The organism is Nocardia cyriacigeorgica, from assembly GCF_010858045.1.
GTDB lineage: Bacteria > Actinomycetota > Actinomycetes > Mycobacteriales > Mycobacteriaceae > Nocardia > Nocardia cyriacigeorgica_E.
Genome location: NZ_JAAGVC010000008.1, coordinates 19,633 through 38,995, shown reverse-complemented (window position 1 = coordinate 38,995; position 19,363 = coordinate 19,633). Strand labels below are relative to the sequence as shown.

Annotated in this window: 15 protein-coding genes; 6 read left to right on the top strand and 9 right to left on the bottom strand. The window is 64.2% G+C overall.

The features are described 5' to 3' along the window. Positions 1-7: 7 nt before the first annotated feature. Positions 8-1,201: a cytochrome P450 gene (locus tag GV790_RS10380; RefSeq protein ID WP_163813038.1), complete on the bottom strand. Its 1,194-nt coding sequence runs from the start codon at positions 1,199-1,201 to the stop codon at positions 8-10. Between the two features lie 234 nt (positions 1,202-1,435). Between GV790_RS10380 and fadD5 the strand changes: the two genes are divergently transcribed. Next, complete coding sequence (gene fadD5 / locus GV790_RS10375) at positions 1,436-3,043, top strand: fatty-acid--CoA ligase FadD5 (protein WP_163813036.1); 1,608 nt, start codon at positions 1,436-1,438, stop codon at positions 3,041-3,043. A 180-nt stretch (positions 3,044-3,223) separates the two neighbouring features. Here fadD5 and GV790_RS10370 read toward each other — a convergent pair whose 3' ends face one another. The 4 genes from GV790_RS10370 to GV790_RS10355 all read right to left on the bottom strand — a co-directional run bounded on the left by GV790_RS10370 (position 3,224) and on the right by GV790_RS10355 (position 7,056). Further along, a complete protein-coding gene (locus GV790_RS10370) occupies positions 3,224-3,961 on the bottom strand; it encodes a hypothetical protein (RefSeq protein ID WP_256673187.1) in 738 nt (245 codons plus the stop codon). Between the two features lie 523 nt (positions 3,962-4,484). Then, positions 4,485-5,573 carry a TIGR03857 family LLM class F420-dependent oxidoreductase gene (locus GV790_RS10365; protein ID WP_163813034.1) on the bottom strand — a complete coding sequence of 363 codons (1,089 nt, stop codon included), beginning with the start codon at positions 5,571-5,573 and terminating at the stop codon, positions 4,485-4,487. Then, positions 5,570-6,040, bottom strand: a complete 471-nt coding sequence (locus tag GV790_RS10360) for a hypothetical protein (protein ID WP_163813032.1) — start codon at positions 6,038-6,040, stop codon at positions 5,570-5,572. The genes GV790_RS10365 and GV790_RS10360 overlap by 4 nt, the downstream gene beginning before the upstream one ends. Continuing rightward, on the bottom strand, positions 6,022-7,056 hold the full coding sequence (locus tag GV790_RS10355; RefSeq protein WP_163813030.1) for a phosphotransferase family protein: 1,035 nt from the start codon (positions 7,054-7,056) through the stop codon (positions 6,022-6,024). Before GV790_RS10355 ends, GV790_RS10360 begins: the two co-directional genes overlap by 19 nt. Positions 7,057-8,147: 1,091 nt before the next feature. Here GV790_RS10355 and GV790_RS10350 point away from each other — a divergent pair. From GV790_RS10350 to GV790_RS10330, 5 genes are all read left to right on the top strand, one after another. Continuing rightward, on the top strand, positions 8,148-9,752 hold the full coding sequence (locus GV790_RS10350; RefSeq protein ID WP_163813028.1) for an MFS transporter: 1,605 nt from the start codon (positions 8,148-8,150) through the stop codon (positions 9,750-9,752). Between the two features lie 295 nt (positions 9,753-10,047). Continuing rightward, the gene (locus GV790_RS10345; RefSeq protein ID WP_306042941.1) at positions 10,048-11,070 is read left to right on the top strand and encodes a phosphotransferase family protein; all 1,023 of its coding nucleotides are present in this window, start codon (positions 10,048-10,050) and stop codon (positions 11,068-11,070) included. Continuing rightward, positions 11,058-11,792 (top strand): SDR family NAD(P)-dependent oxidoreductase, encoded by a 735-nt coding sequence (locus GV790_RS10340; RefSeq protein WP_163813024.1) that lies wholly within the window; start codon positions 11,058-11,060, stop codon positions 11,790-11,792. The genes GV790_RS10345 and GV790_RS10340 overlap by 13 nt, the downstream gene beginning before the upstream one ends. A gap of 8 nt (positions 11,793-11,800) precedes the next feature. Next, a complete protein-coding gene (locus GV790_RS10335; RefSeq protein WP_163813022.1) occupies positions 11,801-13,012 on the top strand; it encodes an acyl-CoA dehydrogenase family protein in 1,212 nt (403 codons plus the stop codon). After that, complete coding sequence (locus tag GV790_RS10330; protein ID WP_163813020.1) at positions 13,009-14,001, top strand: NADPH:quinone oxidoreductase family protein; 993 nt, start codon at positions 13,009-13,011, stop codon at positions 13,999-14,001. The genes GV790_RS10335 and GV790_RS10330 overlap by 4 nt, the downstream gene beginning before the upstream one ends. A 286-nt stretch (positions 14,002-14,287) precedes the next feature. Here the strand turns inward: GV790_RS10330 and GV790_RS10325 are convergent, their stop codons facing one another. From GV790_RS10325 to GV790_RS10310, 4 genes are all read right to left on the bottom strand, one after another. Then, positions 14,288-15,010 (bottom strand): DUF305 domain-containing protein, encoded by a 723-nt coding sequence (locus tag GV790_RS10325; RefSeq protein WP_163813018.1) that lies wholly within the window; start codon positions 15,008-15,010, stop codon positions 14,288-14,290. Next, the gene (locus GV790_RS10320) at positions 14,950-16,458 is read right to left on the bottom strand and encodes an LVIVD repeat-containing protein (protein WP_163813266.1); all 1,509 of its coding nucleotides are present in this window, start codon (positions 16,456-16,458) and stop codon (positions 14,950-14,952) included. The genes GV790_RS10325 and GV790_RS10320 overlap by 61 nt, the downstream gene beginning before the upstream one ends. Positions 16,459-17,164: 706 nt before the next feature. Next, a complete protein-coding gene (locus GV790_RS10315; RefSeq protein WP_163813016.1) occupies positions 17,165-18,217 on the bottom strand; it encodes a hypothetical protein in 1,053 nt (350 codons plus the stop codon). After that, a complete protein-coding gene (locus GV790_RS10310; RefSeq protein ID WP_256673182.1) occupies positions 18,202-19,197 on the bottom strand; it encodes a TetR family transcriptional regulator in 996 nt (331 codons plus the stop codon). The genes GV790_RS10315 and GV790_RS10310 overlap by 16 nt, the downstream gene beginning before the upstream one ends. Between the last annotated feature and the right edge of the window lie 166 nt (positions 19,198-19,363).

Here is a 19,363-nt window from a genome sequence, read left to right as displayed (position 1 = left end):
GCTCCGCTCATTGATTCCGAGTCGCGTCGACCCGCTCGAGCACGAGCCGGGTCATTCCGCGGGACTCGCGACCCTCCCACTCCACGGCATCCGGCTCGTCGGATACCTTCCACCCGTCGAGGCGCGGCAGCACGTTCTCGAAGTAGACCTGCAGGGTCTGCTTGGCCAAGTGGCTGCCGAGGCAACGGTGCGGGCCCATGCCGAACCCGACGTGACGGTTCGGGGAACGGTCGAGCACGACCTCGTCCGGATCGAAGAACTCGCGTTCGTCCCGGTTCGCCGAGGCCCACAGCAGCATCAACCGATCGCCCGATTTCATCGGGCAACCGCGGACCTCGGTGTCCTGCGTGACCAGGCGGCCGTTGGCCGACGCCGGGCTCGTCCACCGCACGATCTCATCCATCGCCAGCTTCCATGTGCGGTCGTCGGCATCGATGAGCTCCGCGCGCGCTTCCGGGTGGTTCATGAAGTAGTGGGTCCCCCCGGAGATGGCCCCATTGGTGGTGTCGAGTCCGGCGAGCATCAACAGCATCCCGACCCCGACGAGCTCCACGTCATCGAGTGGCCGACCCTGCACTTCGGCCTGGACCACCGCCGTCAGCACGTCGTCGCCGGGGTTCGCCCTGCGCTCGGCGAACTCGTCCAGAAAGAAGGCGCTCATCTTGCCGGCCGACTCTGCCATGCCCGGCCGCTGGAAGACGAAGTCGTCGACCCACTCGCTCACCTCGTCTGTCACCCGCTCGTTCGGGATACCCAGGACGTGGAACGTCAGGGAACGGGTCAGTTCGTTGGCGAATTCGTGGACGAGCTCGAACTTCTCACGGGCGAACAAGGTGTTGGCCAAGTTGCGCACGTACTCCGTGGTCCAGTCGAGATACCGGCCCACCCGAGCTGGGGCGAAGAACGAGTTGAGGATCTTGCGGTAGTCCAGATGCACCGGCGGGTCGGCAGTGACGGGCGGCATCGGTACACCCAGTGGCGGCACTGTCGTCCCACTAGCGCTGGAGAAGGTCATCGCGTCGCGGGCAATCTTGCAGACATCTTCGTATCTGGAGGCGATGTGGAAGCCGCCGAATTCCTCGCTGAAGCCGAGTGAGTCCTCATCGCGCAACGGCTTGGTCATCGTGCCCGCGCTGGTCGCCCATTCGGGGCTGCAGTGGGTGAAATCGGATCCAGGACGGGATGGTGATTCGTTCGTCATCGAAGCGCTCTCTCTCGTGCTTGTGGCTGTGTGGCGACGGGTTCACCGCAGGTTAACCCGGTTTTGACATCCCGTCTAGTGGAATCAAGATAATCCTATACATATTCAACGGGCCTCGTGTAGCGTTACGGTCGGCGGCTCGTTCGGCGCCGCCCGATAGAGAGCGGCCTTCTGGGCGAGTTGTGAGTGCATACAGGCAAACCCGGCGGCCGGTGAGGAAGGAATCGCAATCAGATGAGCACCGCCCTTAACTCGCGCGATGACTTGGCGACCGAGCCGATGCGGTCCCGGCGCAACCATTGGAACAACCAGATAAGGCGGCATGCGCTGATGAAGCCGGATGCGCCGGCGTTGAAATACCTCGACACCGTGACGACGTGGCGGGATCTAGATGCTCGGTCGCGGAGTTTCGCGGCCGCGTTGACCAGGCTCGGGGTCGGTTTCGGTGACCGCGTCATGATCGCCATGCTCAATCGCACCGAGTACATGGAAGCGGTGCTCGGCGTGAATCTGATCGGCGCGATCGCCGTGCCGGTGAACATCCGTCTGAGCCCCGCCGAAGTCGCCTACCTCGTCAACGACAGCGGTTCGAAGGTCGTGGTTACCGATACCACGCTCGCGGGTCTGGTGGATGCGTCCCGGGCGGCTACCGATGTCATCGACTCGGTGATCGTCGTCGGTGGCGGTGGTAAGCCCGGACATCTCGACTACGAGGAACTCATCGCCCGCGGCGCGGACGGGCTTCCCGACGTCGATGTCCCAGAGGACACCGTTGCGGTCATCATGTACACGTCGGGGACCACCGGCAATCCGAAGGGTGCGATGCTCACGCATATCAACCTGCAGGCGCAGATGATGACGAACATGAGCACCGGGGCGAGTCCTGCCGACCATGACGTGACGTCCGTTGTGCCGCCGATCTTCCACATCGCGGGCCTGGCTTCGTTCGCGCCGGGGTTCTACCTCGGTTCTCCTGCCGTTATTCATCCGCTCGGCGCGTTCGATCCCGACGACATGCTCGACACACTCGAGCGCGAAGGTACGACGATGGTGTTCATGGTGCCGGCTCAGTGGCAGGCCGTCTGTGCGGCCCAGCGGGCCCGTCCTCGTTCGCTGAAGCTCCGCACTATCAGCTGGGGTGCGGCGCCTGCCACGGACGCAGTGTTGCGAGCGATGAATGAGACCTTTCCCGACGCTCTGAACATGACCGGGTTCGGGCAGACGGAGATGTCGCCGATCACGTGCGTGCTGCGAGGAGAGGATGCCCGGCGCAAGATCGGCTCGATCGGCAAGGTCGTTCCGGCCGTCACCGCACGAATCGTTGATCCCATGATGAACGACGTGGCACCGGGTGAGGTCGGGGAGATCATCTACCGGGGGCCGACTCTGATGAAAGGGTACTGGCAGAATCCCGAGGCGACGGCCGAGGCCTTCCGTGGAGGCTGGTTTCATTCGGGCGACCTGGTGCGCGAGGATGAGGAAGGCTTCCTGTACGTCGTCGATCGAGCAAAAGACATGATCATCTCCGGCGGCGAGAACGTCTACTGCAGCGAGGTGGAGAACGTCCTCTGTAACCATCCCGCCATTGCCGAGGCGGCTGTCATCGGTCGCGCGCATGAGAAGTGGGGTGAGGTGCCCGTCGCCGTGGTGGTCCTCGCTCCCGGCGTCGACGCTCTGACCCTGGGAGAGATGGCCGACTTCCTCAACGAGAACCTTGCCCGATTCAAGCAGCCCAAGGACCTCGTCATCGTTTCCGAGCTGCCGCGAAACGCCAGCGGCAAGGTGATGAAACCGCAGCTCCGCGACGCCTACGGGAGCAAGGACGCTGGACTGTCGCGCTGAGCGCGGTCGTTCAGCAGTCCTCCTACCACGACATCAGGCCGGTTTGTGCTGAGCGTCGTGGGGGATTCCTGGCGTCGCCATCGGTGGTCCTCGCAGAGCGAAAGGAGTCGGTCGGGCCGGATGGATTCATCCGGCCCGACCGGTCACGTGGAAGGCGTGACTACCGAGAATGGCCGGTTGTCACAGGACGCCGTCTGCCACGAGTTGTCCGTACTGGTATGCCGCCGACGAGATACCCACGGGCACACCGACTACAGCGCCACCGATCATTGCTCCGAGACCGCCTACTGTGGCGGCGCCGAGCATGCAGGTAGCGAGTGATGCGGGTCCAGCAACGATCCCGAGCGCGCCGCCGAATGCACAGCCGATCAACATGCCACTCACTCCGCCCACCGCGGCGCCGAGACCGGTGGCCATGCCCATATCACCGCCGGCGGTACGGATGGCGGCCATGATGGCTGCCTGCTTCTCAGCCGGGGTCTTCGGCGCACTGGCGGCGTTCGGAGCCGGAAGAGCAGCGTCGGTCTGTGCGCTCTGAGCCGGCGTGGCATGTTCGGGGGTGGTGACATTTGGTATGCCGTACAGCGTGTTTCCGGCGTTATCGGCCACCGCGACCTGGCTCGCCTGCTGTTTGACCACGCCGAACGGCGTGACCAGCTCCGCAGAGCCGCTGCCGCTGTCGCTGGTGTACTGAACGCCAGGGGCCAGCGCGACAGTCACCGGATGTGGTGCGTTGGGTGCGGGCTGCTGGGGTGTTGCGTTGGCGATACCGGCCGCGCCGGCAATCGCCGCGCCGGTGAGTGCCGCGATCGCGGTAACTTTCATTGTAGTGTTCATTTTCTCCTCTTTCTGCCCTCGTCCTTGAAGGCGCTCCTGAATTGGCGTTGCTGGTTCGAGGTGGCTAGGGGTTCGGATCATCCGGTGCAGCCGTGATCGGTCCGGTGCCTCCCGGCGCGGTAGGGATAGCGCCGACCCGCGAGTGCTGTCCGTTGGGCACCGCTGATGTTCGGGCGCGCCGTGGCTCGACAGTGGAGCTGCGGCGATGGGATATCGACCGAGAACCGGGTGGCCGATCTCGTCGGCGATTGCCCCTCGAGGGCACGGCCACGTGCGGATTCATCTGGTCGACCTCCATCGAGCGCTTGCGCACCTGGCCCCATGTGCAGGTGTCTCCAGGAGGCCGCGCAAGCCACGAATGATGCACGGCGCACGGCGAGTAGCGGTCAACCTCTATCTGGTTGAGCGAAAGTTTGCATATGCGTTGTCGGCCAAGGCTTCTCGCCCTCTCTTCACGGCGCAACAGATGAAATCGCTCGTACTGCCCGCGATCTCAGCCTGGACACCAGCGAAACGTAGGAGATGCCGGCAGGCCAGAACAGAATGCCCTCAACGCCGCTGGGGTCACTCGGGCCGTCGTCCATGTGACGGCCGCAGCAGACCATCACACAGCGCTTGCTGCCTCCTTCCAGAGGGCTACGATCCCGGCGTTCTGCCCGGGAGAACTGCCGTATGTCAGGATCTCATCAGCTCCGGCCCGCCTGTACTCACGGAGCATCTCGAAGCAGTCCCGGCTGGAGCCGGTTGCACATGAGTCCCGTACCCACGAGTCCGGTACCAGCCGAGTCTGTTCGATCAGCTGCTCACGGTGAAAGGCCAGGTCGGCATTCTGCCCCTGCATCATGGCAAATATCTGGTCCCGTATGCCGAATGCGATATCGCGATCCCATCCATTCATCGCGATGGCCATGAACTCGCGTGGTTGGGAAATGTAGGTGAGAAACCGCGCATGTGCCAAGGCCCGCGTTTCGTAATCATCCATATCCGGCGCGGTCACAACCGGCTGGCAGATCCGAATAGTCGATGGATCCCGGCCGGCCTTCTCGCAGGCGCGGTGTATCCGCCACACCGCCAAGTGCGTGGCCTCAGGAGTCATCATGTTGTACAACAAGACGCCATCGAACGCCGGATTCGCCGCGGCCTCCGACCCCAGCGGTCCGCCCAGCATCGTAATCCAGATCTCGGGAGGTGGTCCTGGGTGCACGTCACCGAGTGAGATCTCATCGAACTTCCCGGCTGGGCCCTCGTAAGTCACAGTTTCCCCACGCCAGAGCTGCTTGAGAATGGTAGAGAAATCGATCATTTCCTGATACGAAGCATGCCCCGGCTTACCCAGCAGCAGGTCGAGGGAGCGACCCAAGCCCAGAACGAATCGCGGCCCGTAGGCCGCTTGCATGGTTGCGGCCATGCCCGCTGCGACCAATGGGTGGCGCGACCGCACCCCCATCGCCCCGGTGCCGAAACCGATACGCGACGTTAGAGCGCCCACGCCCCCGAGGAAGGCCCCCGCCTCCTTGAGGTTGTACCGCTCAGGAACCAGGATGCGACGGAAACCGAGTTGCTCGGCCTCTACCGCATCCGCCAACCCCTGCTCAACGGTTCGGTCCGTCCGAGATTCACCGCCTTCTGTTGATGCGACGCGCCCGGACAGTACGCAAGCACTGAAATCATCGAGAACTACGGGGGCGTTCATCCGCGCCCCACAAGCGCCATAGACGGATCCTCGCCGATCTCGTCGAGCAGCATTTCTTCGAGAACCGCGCGCGTTTTCGCCTCGAACGCGTCGTCGCGACCGATTGTCACCTCGATGCATGCGATGAAAACCGCGGTGGCAGCGTTGTAGTCATCGTGCAGCGAGTCTCGGCCGGAAGTCTTACCCGTTTCGTACTCGCGGAGCAACTCTGGCAGCGGGCCGGCGTCGAGACCACTGCTGACGATCTCTTTCGCCAACGTCTCTATTCGAGGTATCTGTGTGCGCATGATCTCGGTTTCTCGTTCGCTGCGGTCGGCGACACTATCTACGATGCCTGCCGCCATTTGCAATGCGGCCGTCGCTGCCGCGCTGGAGACGTCTGGCGCTACTCGAGTTCGCAGCGTCTCCGCAACTGTGTGGAGCAGATGTTGAATTGGTATCTGGTTGTTCATCTGCGTGCTTGCCATTCCTCGCTGATTTTGATCATCGACAGCCACCGACTATGTATTCCTGGAAAGCTGGTAGCGGAGTACGCCGTGATGATGGAGCGATTATTACCTTCCGCAGCCGCCGAAATCGTCCCGCAGGACGATCCGACCATGCGGCCGAAGCCGAGCAAAGCGCCGTACGCGAGGGTTGCAGGATTGATCTGATCCTCGGAGAGTCCGGTGCGCTTGCGGTACCGCGCGCAAAAAGCTTCGATGTTCCGGCCGACGATTGCGGGGGGTGCCAATGCCTCCATCATCCACGACCAACCGAGGTCTTCGCGTGGGTCCCCGATGTGTGCACATTCCCAGTCCACGACGACGAAGTCGGCGTCGGGGGTCACGAGGATATTGCCCGCCTGAATGTCTCCATGATCGAGACATAGTGGCACCGGTGGAGGCCGGTGTTTGTCGAGCCATGAAGCAACGAAGCGAAAAAACGGATCCCTGGCAGGCAGGGCCTCTTCTGCGCGCCGCCACCCCTCGATGGATGCGTCGATGTGGTCGTCCCACGAGCCCGGATGCCCGAAGTCTGCGGGAAGAGCAGCGACGTTCGTGTCGTGGACCATTGCGATGAGGTCGGCGAAATCATCGGCCGCGCGGTCGGCGAATTCATCCGACGCGCTCTGAAGGGTGCGGAGAAGGGGCTCTCCCTCGACGAAGTCGACAACGATCGTGGGACTGTCGAAGTAGGTGCCGTCGTCATAGAACCGCGTGGCCGGAAGGGGCACCGACACCACGCCGGTAAGAGCTCGAAGTATGGCCCATTCGCGTTCTCTGTCGAATGTATTCGCGCGCTGGCCCGGCGGTGGGTCTCTACGAACCACGAATTTCTGCGTTACACCGTCTATCGACGCCTTCGCTTTTATTGTAACCGCGCTGAATCCACCGGTGATCTGCTCACCCTCGGTTACGGTGACCTTTTCGGCGTCCGGCAACTGTGCATGAAGCAACCGCTCGAGGCGAACAAGCACATCGCTGATATCTATCGAGGTCACCCTAGTACCGTCCACTTCTAGCGCGAATGGCTCCTGCTCGACTCGCCCGCGCAGGCTCCGCTGGGTGCGATCGGCGAGACGCGGCCTCCGTCCGGATCAGAAAGTCCATGCTCGGCGAAGGGTGCTGGGCACCTATTGGCTCGAGCGATTTCGACCCTGAGCTCGTCAATTAGGGCTCTCCCTAGCTGTCTAACTGTCTAAACCTATAGATGGTTGGTCTGAATGTAGGCTGGGTCACAGTGTCTGTCAACGGTCTGGAGGGTTTCGGTCGAAGTGACCTTCTGTCGGCCAGGTGGGCACGCGCCCTCACCGTGCGTCGCCCGCTTCCGGCGTCGATGCTGGTGGCCGCCGACATGGATGCCACGGTGCCGCAGCGGGTCTCGGTGATATCGGGGGGCGATCTTGCATGCGCGCACGCGACCGTTGTTCGGATCGATCCGGCGCGACGCCGCGCGGAAGAGTGTGGAAGCGTGAAGCCACCGCCCGTCTGCGCCGCGTGTTGCCGATCCGCTCGCATCGACGGGTGTTGCCTCTTTGACCGACGTGACGACGAATCCCCGTTCCGCCGGTTCGACAGCGAAGGCGGGCCCTCGCCATCAACCGGCCGCGCGACCTCATTTAAGAAGAATCAAGTTAAACCTATATATGTTCGGTGGTTTCGGGTATACGATGGCCCGCAGGCGGCTCGCCCGGCGCAAAGCCCGGCGACGGTGTGCACGACCAGGACATGATGATCACGCTTCTCGAGCGGACTATCTGTATGTGCGTGCTTGCCGCCTCAGTCCGAACCTACTGAGCATTATTCCGCTGGCATTCCCTGAGCAGCTGGCTTCCGCCGGCGTCGAATGTGATTTCCGCACTGTTGGTTCGGCTGCGCCGGGGAGTCATCCTCGTATCGAACATGGAGGTTGCCGTGGGCAGGTTGGAAAAGACGTTGCGTTGGGCGCCGATGCGGCGCGCGGAGGCGGCGCGGTGGCTACCAGGCGACGCGGTGGCGAAGAGGCGAGCCCCTGCCGCCGTCTTCACGAAGTTCTTCTCGGCCGTGCGTACCGCGGAATGCGGGCGGGCCAGATCGGCGATGGGGTACTGATATGCCTTCTCTTCCTTCGGACGTCGACGCCGCGGTCAGTGATACCTACCGCCCTGGCGGCTGGAATGCTCGCTACGTCATTCTGCTGACTATCCTGGTCTTCTTGGCGGAGTTGGGATTGATGGCCTCGGTGTACGTACTGAACGCCCTACCGCAGATCGGCGAGCACTACCGGACGTCGCAGATTGCGTGGGTCCCGACACTCTACTTCCTGGTAGCAGCGCTGCTGGCCCCGATGACGGGCACCCTTGCCGATCGGTATGGAAAACGTCGGCTCATCGCGATCGCCCTTACCGTGGCGTCCGTAGGGTTTGTCGTGAGTGCGTTCGCGCCGACTTTCGGCCTACTTCTGCTCGGACGAGTCCTTCAGGCGCCGATACTGACATTCCCGTTCCTGGTGCCATCGCTGTGCCGAGACATCTTCCCGACCCGGATCATGCCGTTGGCGGCCTCGGTCGCCATCACTGGTGCCGGGTTGCTCGGCGTGCCCCTCCAGGTCTTCGCCGGCGACCTCATCGAGCGTCTGGGCTTCAGAAATGTCTTCTGGCTCCCCGCGATCATGTCGGTTGTCCTTCTCGTGCTGGTGTTGACGTTTGTGCCCGAATCGTCGATCCGCGAACGGGCCGGAAGGATCGACTTCGTCGGTGCCACGCTGCTCGGCGGTGGCGTCGCCCTCGTTCTGGTCGCCGTCAGTTTCGGGCCGACGTGGGGGTGGGGGTCGCCGCGAGTCGTCGGGGCCGCCATCGCCGGAATCCTGCTGCTGATCGCCTGGTTCGCCCAGGCCGGCCGTAGTGACTATCCGTTGGTCGACCTCCGCGAACTCACCAGCGTGCCCATCTCGATGATGCTCTTGTCCGCCGCTATCGGTACCGCCATGACCGCGTGGACCCAGGCCTTTCTCCCTGTGTTCGCGCTCTCGCCGACGGCTGTCGGCGGATTGGGGCTCACTCCTCAACACCAGACGCAGATAGCGGCCGTCGCCGCATTGGCCACCGGAATCGCCGGTTGGGCGACCGCATTCGTGCTACGGAAGAAGTCGCCCGGCACGACTGCCATGTGGACACTGGTTCTCGTGATCGGCGGATTCGTCATCGGTGTTTTCGCCAGGACAACGGTGCCGCTGTTCATCGTCACCGTGTTCACCGTCAATCTCGGCGGCGCCATGGCCATGATCACCGCCTACATGATGGTCATTCGCGTCATAAAGCCGGAACGGCAGGCGGTCATGTCCTCGACGGTATCGCTGTCCGCGAATCTTCTGACGTCGATCATTTCGGTAGCTGTGTTCGCTGTGATGAACGCGCTAGGAACAGTGGATCCAACGACGGGTGTCACCGTCTACAACTCAGCGGCCTTCGGGGCCGGCATGGTGATCCCGATCGGGATCACAGTTGTCGGGGTCATCGCGGCGGCCGTTCTGCGATCCACCCGGGCCGACAAGGACGTCGGGCAGACCCTTCGCCGCGAGGCTTCCAAGAACCTCGTCGACCGGCAGGATTCGGGTACGGAGTCGCCGGCCGACCGGTCGTCCAGCGAATCGAGGGACGACACAGGATGTGTGGCTCAGGGCACCGCGTCCGCGCCCCTCACGAAAGAATGGTCGTGACGAACACGGGAGCAGCTGTTCCGGTCGGCTGTGGAACCGCCTTCCGCTGACTCCGTAGCAGCCATGATGCCGGCCGGTCGACCACGGCGGGGCGCCGAGGCTACCCGGCCTCGGTTCTCGTCCTCGAGTCCGGCCCGTGAAGCGGCATCAAGAGTGTAATCAGCGCAATGATATATCTATTTGAGCTGCGGCGTGGTAGCGTTCCCGCCACCGGGTGTGGTGCGGCAAGCCCGCCCCGGCCCCGAAACCCGAATTGTTATCCGGATTGATGCCGGATCGAGACTGATCTAGGGCTATGGAACCTACCTGGCTTATCGAATGGATGGACAAACACCGCGTCGGCGCCGGGACGATCGCTGACGTCCGGGCGTTGAGTGGCGGCACCCAGAATCAGCTGTTGAGCCTCGGACGCGGCGGACATCGATTCGTCTTGCGGATGCCGCCAGAGGTCAAGCGGCCCAATAGCGACGACACCATGCGGCGCGAGGCGCGGATCCTTGCCGCACTCGGCGGCACGGCCGTTCCGCATCCTCGACTGGTAGCTGCCGAACTCGATACCGCTCTGACCGGTAGCGCGTTCTACCTCATGGAGGAAATCGACGGCTTCAGCGCGCCATCGGGGTGGCCGCCGGGCTTCACCGACGCGCCGGAGCGGGTCCGGCGCGTCGGTCTCGCCGCAGCGGAAGCGCTCGCCGAACTCGCTGCCGTGGACTACGCCGCTGTGGGGCTCGCCGACCTCGGACGTCCCGGGAGTTTCGTCGAACGCCAGGTATCGCGGTGGCAGTGGCAGCTCGATTCGTACGAGCCGGCTCACGCACTGCCGGCGACTGCGGTGTCGACACTGGCGGGTTGGCTTCAAGAGAATTGCCCCACAACCGAATCGAAAGGAATCGTGCACGGCGATTTCCACCTGGGCAACCTTGTGCTGGCACCCGAGACCGGGGATGTGACCGCCATCGTCGACTGGGAACTGGCCACGATCGGGGACCCTCTCCTGGATCTTGCCCAATTCTTGGTGTGCTGGCCCGGGACCGAAGGGAACGACGCTTTCGGCAACATCATGCCGGTTTCACCCCTCGCCGGGCTGGCCACCGAATCGGAGATCGTCGACCGCTATGCGGAGAAGACGGGACGAAGTGTCGACGCGCTGCCGTGGTTCAAGGTGCTCGCGGCGTTCCGGTTGGCGGTGCTGCTCGAAGGTACGTCGGTACGCGCAGAACGCGGAGAGGCATCGGCCGAGCTCGGCAGGCAATTTCATCGGACCTCGATGGGACTCATCCGGCAAGCACAACGAGAGGTGGCCGCATGCTCGATCTAGGACTCGCCGACGTGCCCGTTCTGGTGACCGGAGGGTCGAGCGGGATCGGCAACGGTATCGCACGAGCGTTCCTCGCCCAGGGCGCCACTGTCCACGTCACCGGGACGCGGCCGGCTGCCGCGAATTATGCGGACGTCGACGGTTCCGATCTGGATGGCCTCACCTATCACTGCCTGGATGTCAGTTCGGCCGAGGCTGTCGCAGAGTTCGATCCCGGTGTCAGGGTCGCCATCCTGGTCAACAGCGTCGGAACCGTCGCTTACGGCCGCGCCGAATACGAACCGGCGACGTTCGCGCGGGTGGTCGACGTCAATCTCAACGGCGTGATGCGATGCTGCGTGCGATTTCACGACGACCTCGCCGCAGCCGGCGGTGCGGTGGTGAATGTCGGCTCGACATCCTCTTTCATTTCGACACCCGGCCAGCCGGCGTACAGCGCCAGCAAGGGCGCCCTTCGCACACTCACCAAGTCGCTCGCCGATGCGTGGGCCCGTGACGGCATTCGCGTCAACGGCATCGCACCCGGTTTCGTCGCGACCCGGCTGACGGCGACAAGTCGTGAACGCGAGGACGTCTACACCGCCTCGTTGGCGAAGATCCCACTTCGTCGCTGGGGCACTGTCGAGGAAATGGGCGCTGCGGCACTGTTCCTCGCCTCCTTCCAATCGTCATACATCACCGGGCAGATGCTCCTGGTAGATGGTGGATCCACCCTTCGCTGAGGAGCGATATGTCATTACGGGACATCACCCCTCCGGACGACCTGCTGCACCGTGTGCGTGCTTTCATGGACGAACACGTGCAGCCCGCGGAGAAACAATGGGACGCGGAGATCCGGACCGAGAACAAGTCGACACCACCCGTCGTTACCGAACTCGCTGCCAAGGCTCGGGCCGCCGGCCTGTGGAACTTGTTCCTCCCCGACCCGGAAGTGGGCGCGGGACTGAGCAATCTCGAGTATGCGCCGTTGGCCGAGGCGATGGGCCGAACCCTCTGGGCAGCAGAGGTTTTCAACTGCAGCGCCCCGGACACGGGAAACATGGAGCTGCTCTGGAAGTACGGTACCGAGGAGCAGAAGCAGCGCTGGATGGTGCCGTTGCTCGCCGGTGAGATCCGCTCGGCATACCTGATGACCGAGCCGCATGTTGCCTCCTCGGACGCGACCAACATCGAGACGACGATCACGCGCGACGGTGATTCCTATGTGATAAACGGCCGCAAGTGGTTTGCGACCGGTGTTCTCAACCCTGCTTGCTCGATCTGGATCGTCATGGGACGCTCGAGCACCGACGGCCCGCGGCACGCCCAGCACACCCAGATTCTGGTGGAGCCCGACGCTCCCGGTGTCAGGATCGTGCGCCCGCTGCCCGTACTCGGAGTACTCGAGGGCTATACCGGTCACGCCGAGGTCGAGCTCGACAACGTACGCGTGCCGGCCGAGAACGTGATTCTCGGCGAGGGGCGGGGGTTCGAGATCTCGCAGGGCCGGCTCGGTCCCGGTCGGATCCATCACTGCATGCGCACGATCGGGCTGGCCGAGCGGGCGCTCGAGGCGATGTGTGATCGACTGCTCGACCGCACCGCTTTCGGTCGACGGTTGTCGGACAATGAGCATTGGCAGCAGCAAGTAGCGCAGGCCCGCATCGATATCGACATGGCCCGCCTCTTGACGCTCGACGCCGCCGATACGATCGACAACCGCGGTATCAAGGCAGCTCTTGCCAAGGTCGCGATGATCAAGGTCGCCGTGCCTCGGATGGCGCGAAAGGTTACCGATCAGGCGATCCAGGCATTCGGTGCGGCGGGTCTCACCGACGACTTCCGGCTACCCGAGCTCTATCGCACCGCGCGCTGGGTCAGCATCGCCGATGGACCCGACGAGGTGCATGCCCGCACGGTCGCCCGGCTGGAGTTCAAAACCCGCGAGGTGACAGCGCTGTGACTACCGTTCGAGGCTGGCGGGCCGAACGATTCGGATCTCCGCGCGCCGTTCTCGAGGTACAGACTCTCGACGCGCCCGAGGTGCCCGACGAAGGCGTCATGATCCGGGTCCGCGCAACCGGCGTCGGGCTGCCCGATCTGCTCATGACCCAGGGCGGGTACCCGCTGGTGAAGACGCCGCCGGTATCCCCGGGCCAGGAGGTCGTCGGTGACGTCGTCGCGGCCGGGCCGCGTTCCGCGTTCCGGCCGGGCGACCGGGTGCTGGCGTTGACACAGTACGCCGAGGGCTGGGGCGGCTTCTCCGACCACTGCCTGGCCTACGACTATCGTGTCTGCCGCGCCCCCGACGTGCTGAGCGACGAACAGGCCGCCGGCTTCTTCATCCCCTTCCGCACGGCCTACGGGGCGCTCGTTCACCGCGGCGGGGTCGGGGCCGGTGAAACGTTGCTGGTACTGGGTGGATCCGGCAGCAGCGGAGCCACCGCTATCCAGGTCGGCAAGGCGCTCGGCGCTCACGTGATCGCGGTAGCCGCCGGCCGCCAATCCGCGGACTTCTGCCGTGCGATGGGCGCCGACGACGTGATCGATCGCCGCGAGACACCCATCGACGAGGCGGTGCGGGCGCTGCGCGGCAACGGAACCGTCGATGCGATCTTCGACCCGGTCGGCGGCGCGGCCAGCGACTCCGCGGTATCCGTGCTCGCTCCGCACGGTCGCATCATGGTGGTGGGTTACGCGAGCGGCAGCTGGCACCAGCCCGACGGCGAGCGCACCGCTCTCGCCAACCACACGATCGTCGGCGTGTTCGCCGGTGCCATGGGACCCGCCCGTGACCGCGCCACTTTCGCCGCACTCGAGCGGATGGCGAACGACGGACACGTCCGCACACCGATCAGCCGCGTCTGGTCGTTCGACGAGGTGCCCTCGGCCATCGCCGCGCTCCGGGAAGACCCGCAGCCCGGCAAGATGATCGTCCGCGCTGCGGGCTGAGGGCGCCACCCGATCATCAACGGTCCCGACAAGAACCGCGGGCCGACGCTGAAGCACGCCAGGTTCTCTGCCGTTCCTATGCGGACTTCAGCTCGGGTTCGAGAGCACCGTAGTGGTCATCCAGCGAACTCGCTGGGGGACCATCCCGATGCTCGAATGGAACCGTCGGCAGTTCCGCCGGCCGACCCAGCCGGAGGTGGCGCACTCGACGTCGGTGATCGTTTTGTACGGTCCGCAATTCGGCGGAGCAGTGGACCGGCCGAAAAGGGGCCCTTGTTCGCTGTGATCACGGAAAGGTGAGAGGTTGTGCACCGAGTTCTTGCAACCTCGGATGCATCAGCGTGATCTCGTCCATCTGGTCGGCGCAGATCTTCGCGGCCATACCGCGCACCAAGCGGCCCACCGATTCATCGACCAGCATCGGCTGTGCCATGGCGAGTGCGCCTTGATGATGCCGAATCATCAACTGCAGGAACAGCTTCTCTGCCGCCGTGCCGTGGGCCCCCTGTAATTGCCGAATCTCCTCGACCGTGGCCATGCCGCTCATGATGGCGTGCGAATCGGCGGTGGCCGACACGGCGTGAGCGCCGTGATGGGGGGTGGAGGCGGTTATCGCCGGTTCGCTCACCTGATTCTCACCCCACACTTGCAACCACCCTCGCAGCTGTCCGACCTCGAACAACTGCGCGTCGCGGATCTGGCGCGCGATGCGCGCGGTGCCCTCGTCCGCCGATGGGTCGAGCGAGTCCACCAGCATGATGGCCTGCTGGTGATGTGCGGCCATATCTCGAACGAATTGCACCTCGTGGCTGCTCGGCAGGCCCGAATCGGCGCCCTGAGCGGAGCCGCGGATCGTATACCCGACCGAACCACCAAAGATCATCAGGATGGCCGCGGCGAAGACGACCGCGGCATCTCCGGCGCGGATCCGGAACCGGCGGGCCGTCATCAGTGGACGCCGTTCTCGAACTTCAGCACCATGAATCCGTTGTCCTGGCACGTCACCCACAGCTCATCGCCGTGGAATTCCGGCGGTGAGGAACACCAGTCGGCGGTGAGGTCGGTCTGCAAGGGGTTCGCCGGCGGGTTGAGCGCAATCTTCGACAGGTCGACATTGCCACCTGCCAGCACCTGTGCGACATAGAGGCTGCCGGTCATCGCTGGCGCGACATGAGCGCCCAGGACTCCGGACGCGTGTTCGGAATTGGTCAGCTGCGCCCGCCTGTCGGCCTGACCGGGTGGATTGTAATACGCGATTTCCCGGGGATGCTGCATGTCTCGGATATCGAACACGCGAACCCCGGACTGGAACCAGCTGCATGCCAGAGTGGTCGGATCGGCCGCGCGGTCCACGGCGCAGTAATGGGAGTCGTAGCTGAAGATGCCATTCGTCATCGACGTTCCGAGCCACTTCGAAATATTCGTCGGCAGATTGATGTCTAGTCTGACACCGCCCACACGACGGGGAGCCCGGTCATCCTCGATATCGATGAACTTCACACCTCCGGAACCCGCTTCGTCCGGAACGATCAGATAGGGCCGTCCCTGCACGGTGACTGGGATCGTGTGCTGGGTGGCCAATCCGTCTGTCCAATTCATATTGGATACCTGGGTGACCGCGGGGAGCGGATCTCTGCGCTGCACGGAGGACGTGTCCAGAATGGTCACTCCGGCAGGAGTCGTATTCGCCAGATACATCCGATTTCCGTCGGGGCTGAAGCTGAATCCGTGCGAAGCGGCGATCCCGACCGTGCCCTGCCAGGCAACCCGGGGATTCGCCGGATCCGTGATGTCGATCGCTGTGAGGACCCCTCCGGCAGCAGAGGATGCCCAATACGTTCTGCCGTCCGGGGAGAACTCGCCCTCGTGTCCGATGACCGGGATGGGCACGTCGATTCTGCTACCGGCACCGGTGTTGAGTAGCCGCGGATGCGCGCAGTCGGTGCCGATGTCATAGACCGAGAAGTATCCCGCACCGAGTCCGGGACCCGAGGAGACGCCCGCCAACAGTCCTCGCGGTTTGTTAACCTTCAACGATTCCCACGTAGATTCCATCGCCGGCTCTGCCAACCGAGTACTCAGCCGGGGATGAACCGGATCAGAGACCTCCACAACGTGCACACCGGGCGCGGATCCGGTCGTATTCGACGGCCACGCGGCAGACATGTACGCACATGATTCGAAAGAAGGGCTGACCCAGCTGCTTCCGTTACCGGCATATCGGCCGACGAGGCGGAGATTGCACGAATAGGCGCTGCGGCCACTCGTTCGATCGGCCTGCGTCACTTCCCCTTGGATACCTGTTTCCGGACTGGATCCGGGCCCGCACACCGCAGGGGTGGCTGCGGTCGGGTCACCCGCGGCCACACCGGTGGGGGTTATGAGCACAACCGTGGCCGCGGCGACTGCCAGCCCCGCGGCTCTTCTGCCCTCACGACGACCGGACAGTTTGCGCATCATTGTTATTCCTCACGATCGGGACTTGGCCGGCAGCGCGGCTCGGGTTTGCGTCAGCTGGTGGGCCTGGCGCCCGCGGCTTATGGGCGGATATGCCTTGGCCTGGTGGAAGCCGTTGAGGGCGTGAACGCCTCGATCGCGCGTGCGGAGTCTCCTCGGCGCCCTCGCTGTAGATTTATCTACAGGATTGATCTGTATGGCCGAAGTGTAGATGTGTGTTTCCCGTCACGTCAACAGGTCGCCGGGGGTTGCGTCACATACCGCCAATTGGCGATATGTAGGAGCGGCAATGACGCTGGTGAGCTGGAGGATGCCGCACCGGATGCCGTTGCGTGAGATCGCAGTTCTCCGCACCCATCAGACCGCTCGGGATGACCTGAGCGAGCGATGCCGGCCCCGACGTGTGGTAAGCGTGCGTTCGGGGTGCCCTCGACGATGTCGGCTTCGAGCTCGCCGATAGCGACGGCCCGGTCGGCGAGGTGCCGCCTCTGCTCGACTGTTTCGTCGCCGCTCGGTGCGCGGAGCCGTGATTCGGTGCCTCGTGGGCAGGGAGGCCGCCTGGAACGCGCTCCGGGCCTCTGGATCGTGCGCTACGCGCGGGTGACAGAGGGTCGGCCCACCGCCGGCGCTGATGACGTTGATGGGTGACGGCTCGACGCGCAGACGGTAGGCGTCAGGGATCGATGTGGCGCGACCACTACTTCGATCACCGGCAGACGGCGGTTACCGGCGTACCGGCCGGATGTTGGCGTTCTGCGGCCATCACAATGCGCCAGAGCGTCAAAGTGGTACTCGCCCGGGCGTAACCGCGGCTGCTGAGTGGGGGATACCCGAGCTGTCGCCCGAGCCAATCGATGCGCTGGCGCATGGTCGAATGGTGCAGATTCTGCAGACGGGCGACCTCGCGGATGCTGCTGTGGCTCAGTACTGCCTCGAGAGTGGCGGCGACCCACGGCCGCTGGGCTTGCAGGTCGATCACCCGGCGGACATCGGGGGCTTGTGCGGCTGCCTCCGCGTCGACGCTTTCCACGATGGTGGCGATACTGCCTAGCTGGTCGTAGAACACGTGGGTGGGCTCACCGGTGGTGACTTCGACCGCGATACGCAAGGCCGTCCGGGCGTGCCGCCACCCAGTGGGGACTTCGGCGGCACTACAGAGGTGAATACCGGCAGCGATATCTCGTGGGATCGTGTCCGGCGCCATGGGTCCGGGGAAGAGATTGATCTGATGTTCATCGATGATCAGTCCGGGTGGCATCCGCCGCGCGTCGACGGCGTGGGTCACCACGACAGCCACGCTCGACCCCACGCCCAGGCGGCGCAGCGCGTTGTCACGTTCGGCTGGAGCCGCATTCGGATCGCACACGATGCGCACGGCGGCCGCCACCGGCGAACTGTCGCGAGACTTCTTGACCGCGTGCAGGCTACGGGCGCATCGTTCGAGGATCAGATCGTCCAGGGGCCACGGCGGTCCGTCTCGGTCCAGCCAGACCGTGATTTCCTGGAATCGCTGTACCTGACGCGACGCCGGCCCTGTGCCCACATCGGCCAGGGTTCGGCCGGCCGCGTCCACGCCCACTCGAAGACCGCGTTCCGGGTCTTCGAGCCCGGCCGGGCAATCGGCCAGGACCGCTGCGGCGCGGAGCATGGCCAGCGCCGATGATCGTTGATCGACCAGCGTGTCGAAATGTTCGATCACCCGCAGCGCTTCGGCCGCGCCGCCATCGATCGTGTTGAGCTTGACTATCCACGCCCGCACGAACGGCCTCCTCGAATTTCACGCACAGGACTCGGGTCCGTGTCCTCGGCACCGGGATTCGCCGGTGGCGTTGTCGCGCCGGTAGCCGCGGGAAACAGCCCTGCGACCGCGGCGACGATCGCGGCCCGGCGCGCCGCCGGGGAAGGGTCGCGGACCTGCCCGTCGGCGTATGCGACGACGCCGGGTTGCCACGCCCAGGTCAGAGCGATCTGATTGACCAGGACCATGATGTCGATCGGGTCCCAGGATGAATCCAGATGCCCGGCCGCCTGTGCCTGACTCAGCTGCTCGATAGCGATACGCACGGTCTTCCGGATGGCTTCCTGAAAAGGGTCTCCGGGAGCTTCGCCCTCGGCGACCTCCAGCACGCTCCAGTACATCAATCGCAGGTGATCTGGATGGGCCATGAAATAGTCGTGCACCCGCCCCGCGTAACCGGGCAGGTCCATCGCGTCCATGTGGGTGGCTTCCGTCATCGTTGCGAGCTCATGCTCTGCGACGAACCGGTAGAGCTGCTGTTTGCTGCGAAAGTACGCGTAGAGCCGTTCCTTGCTCGTCTTCGCGCGGCGCGCGATCCGATCGATACGAGCCCCCGCGATGCCGTACTGGGCGAACTCGTCCGTCGCGGCAGCGAGTATGCGGTCGCGTGTGGTATCAGCGTCAGCGGTGGTAGCCACTCTCCGACCATACCAAACCAAACTGTTTGGTATGGTCAAATGCTGGAGTTGCTGGTCGGATGCGCGTCCCCAACCGGCTCGAGGCAGCCGGCATGCGGCCGCTCGATCGGGCGGGACATGTCGACCACGTGGTCGTGACCGTGCAATGTGCACCGCTGTCGGGCGGGCAGGGCGCGGCTCAGCCGGGGTGGCGACGAGGCCGCCGGCCCTGTGCTCATCGGTGAAGGTGTCTTCCACCTGATGGGGGCGGTCGACGGCCCGAACGCCTCGATCGCTCATCCGGAGGTTCTTCGTCGCGCTCATGTGGTTTGATCTATAGGATTGACCTTTATAGGCCGAAGCCTAGATGTGTGTCGCCCGTCACGTCAACAGTGTCGGATAAGTGGCGACACATACCGCCAATTGGCGGTATTTCCGAGCGTCAAGTGTCGCCCCTTGGCGGATGCGGCGATCCTGGAGCAACAGATTG

Excerpts from the sequence above, each read along its gene's own strand:
- GV790_RS10320 (WP_163813266.1), bottom strand. The coding sequence starts at position 16,458 with ATGCGCAAACTGTCCGGTCGTCGTGAGGGCAGAAGAGCCGCGGGGCTG.
- GV790_RS10310 (WP_256673182.1), bottom strand. The coding sequence starts at position 19,197 with ATGAGCGCGACGAAGAACCTCCGGATGAGCGATCGAGGCGTTCGGGCC.
- GV790_RS10335 (WP_163813022.1), top strand. The coding sequence starts at position 11,801 with ATGTCATTACGGGACATCACCCCTCCGGACGACCTGCTGCACCGTGTG.
- GV790_RS10365 (WP_163813034.1), bottom strand. The coding sequence starts at position 5,573 with ATGAACGCCCCCGTAGTTCTCGATGATTTCAGTGCTTGCGTACTGTCC.
- GV790_RS10345 (WP_306042941.1), top strand. The coding sequence starts at position 10,048 with ATGGAACCTACCTGGCTTATCGAATGGATGGACAAACACCGCGTCGGC.
- fadD5 (WP_163813036.1), top strand. The coding sequence starts at position 1,436 with ATGAGCACCGCCCTTAACTCGCGCGATGACTTGGCGACCGAGCCGATG.
- GV790_RS10340 (WP_163813024.1), top strand. The coding sequence starts at position 11,058 with ATGCTCGATCTAGGACTCGCCGACGTGCCCGTTCTGGTGACCGGAGGG.
- GV790_RS10380 (WP_163813038.1), bottom strand. The coding sequence starts at position 1,201 with ATGACGAACGAATCACCATCCCGTCCTGGATCCGATTTCACCCACTGC.
- GV790_RS10370 (WP_256673187.1), bottom strand. The coding sequence starts at position 3,961 with ATGATCCGAACCCCTAGCCACCTCGAACCAGCAACGCCAATTCAGGAG.
- GV790_RS10360 (WP_163813032.1), bottom strand. The coding sequence starts at position 6,040 with ATGGCAAGCACGCAGATGAACAACCAGATACCAATTCAACATCTGCTC.
- GV790_RS10350 (WP_163813028.1), top strand. The coding sequence starts at position 8,148 with ATGCCTTCTCTTCCTTCGGACGTCGACGCCGCGGTCAGTGATACCTAC.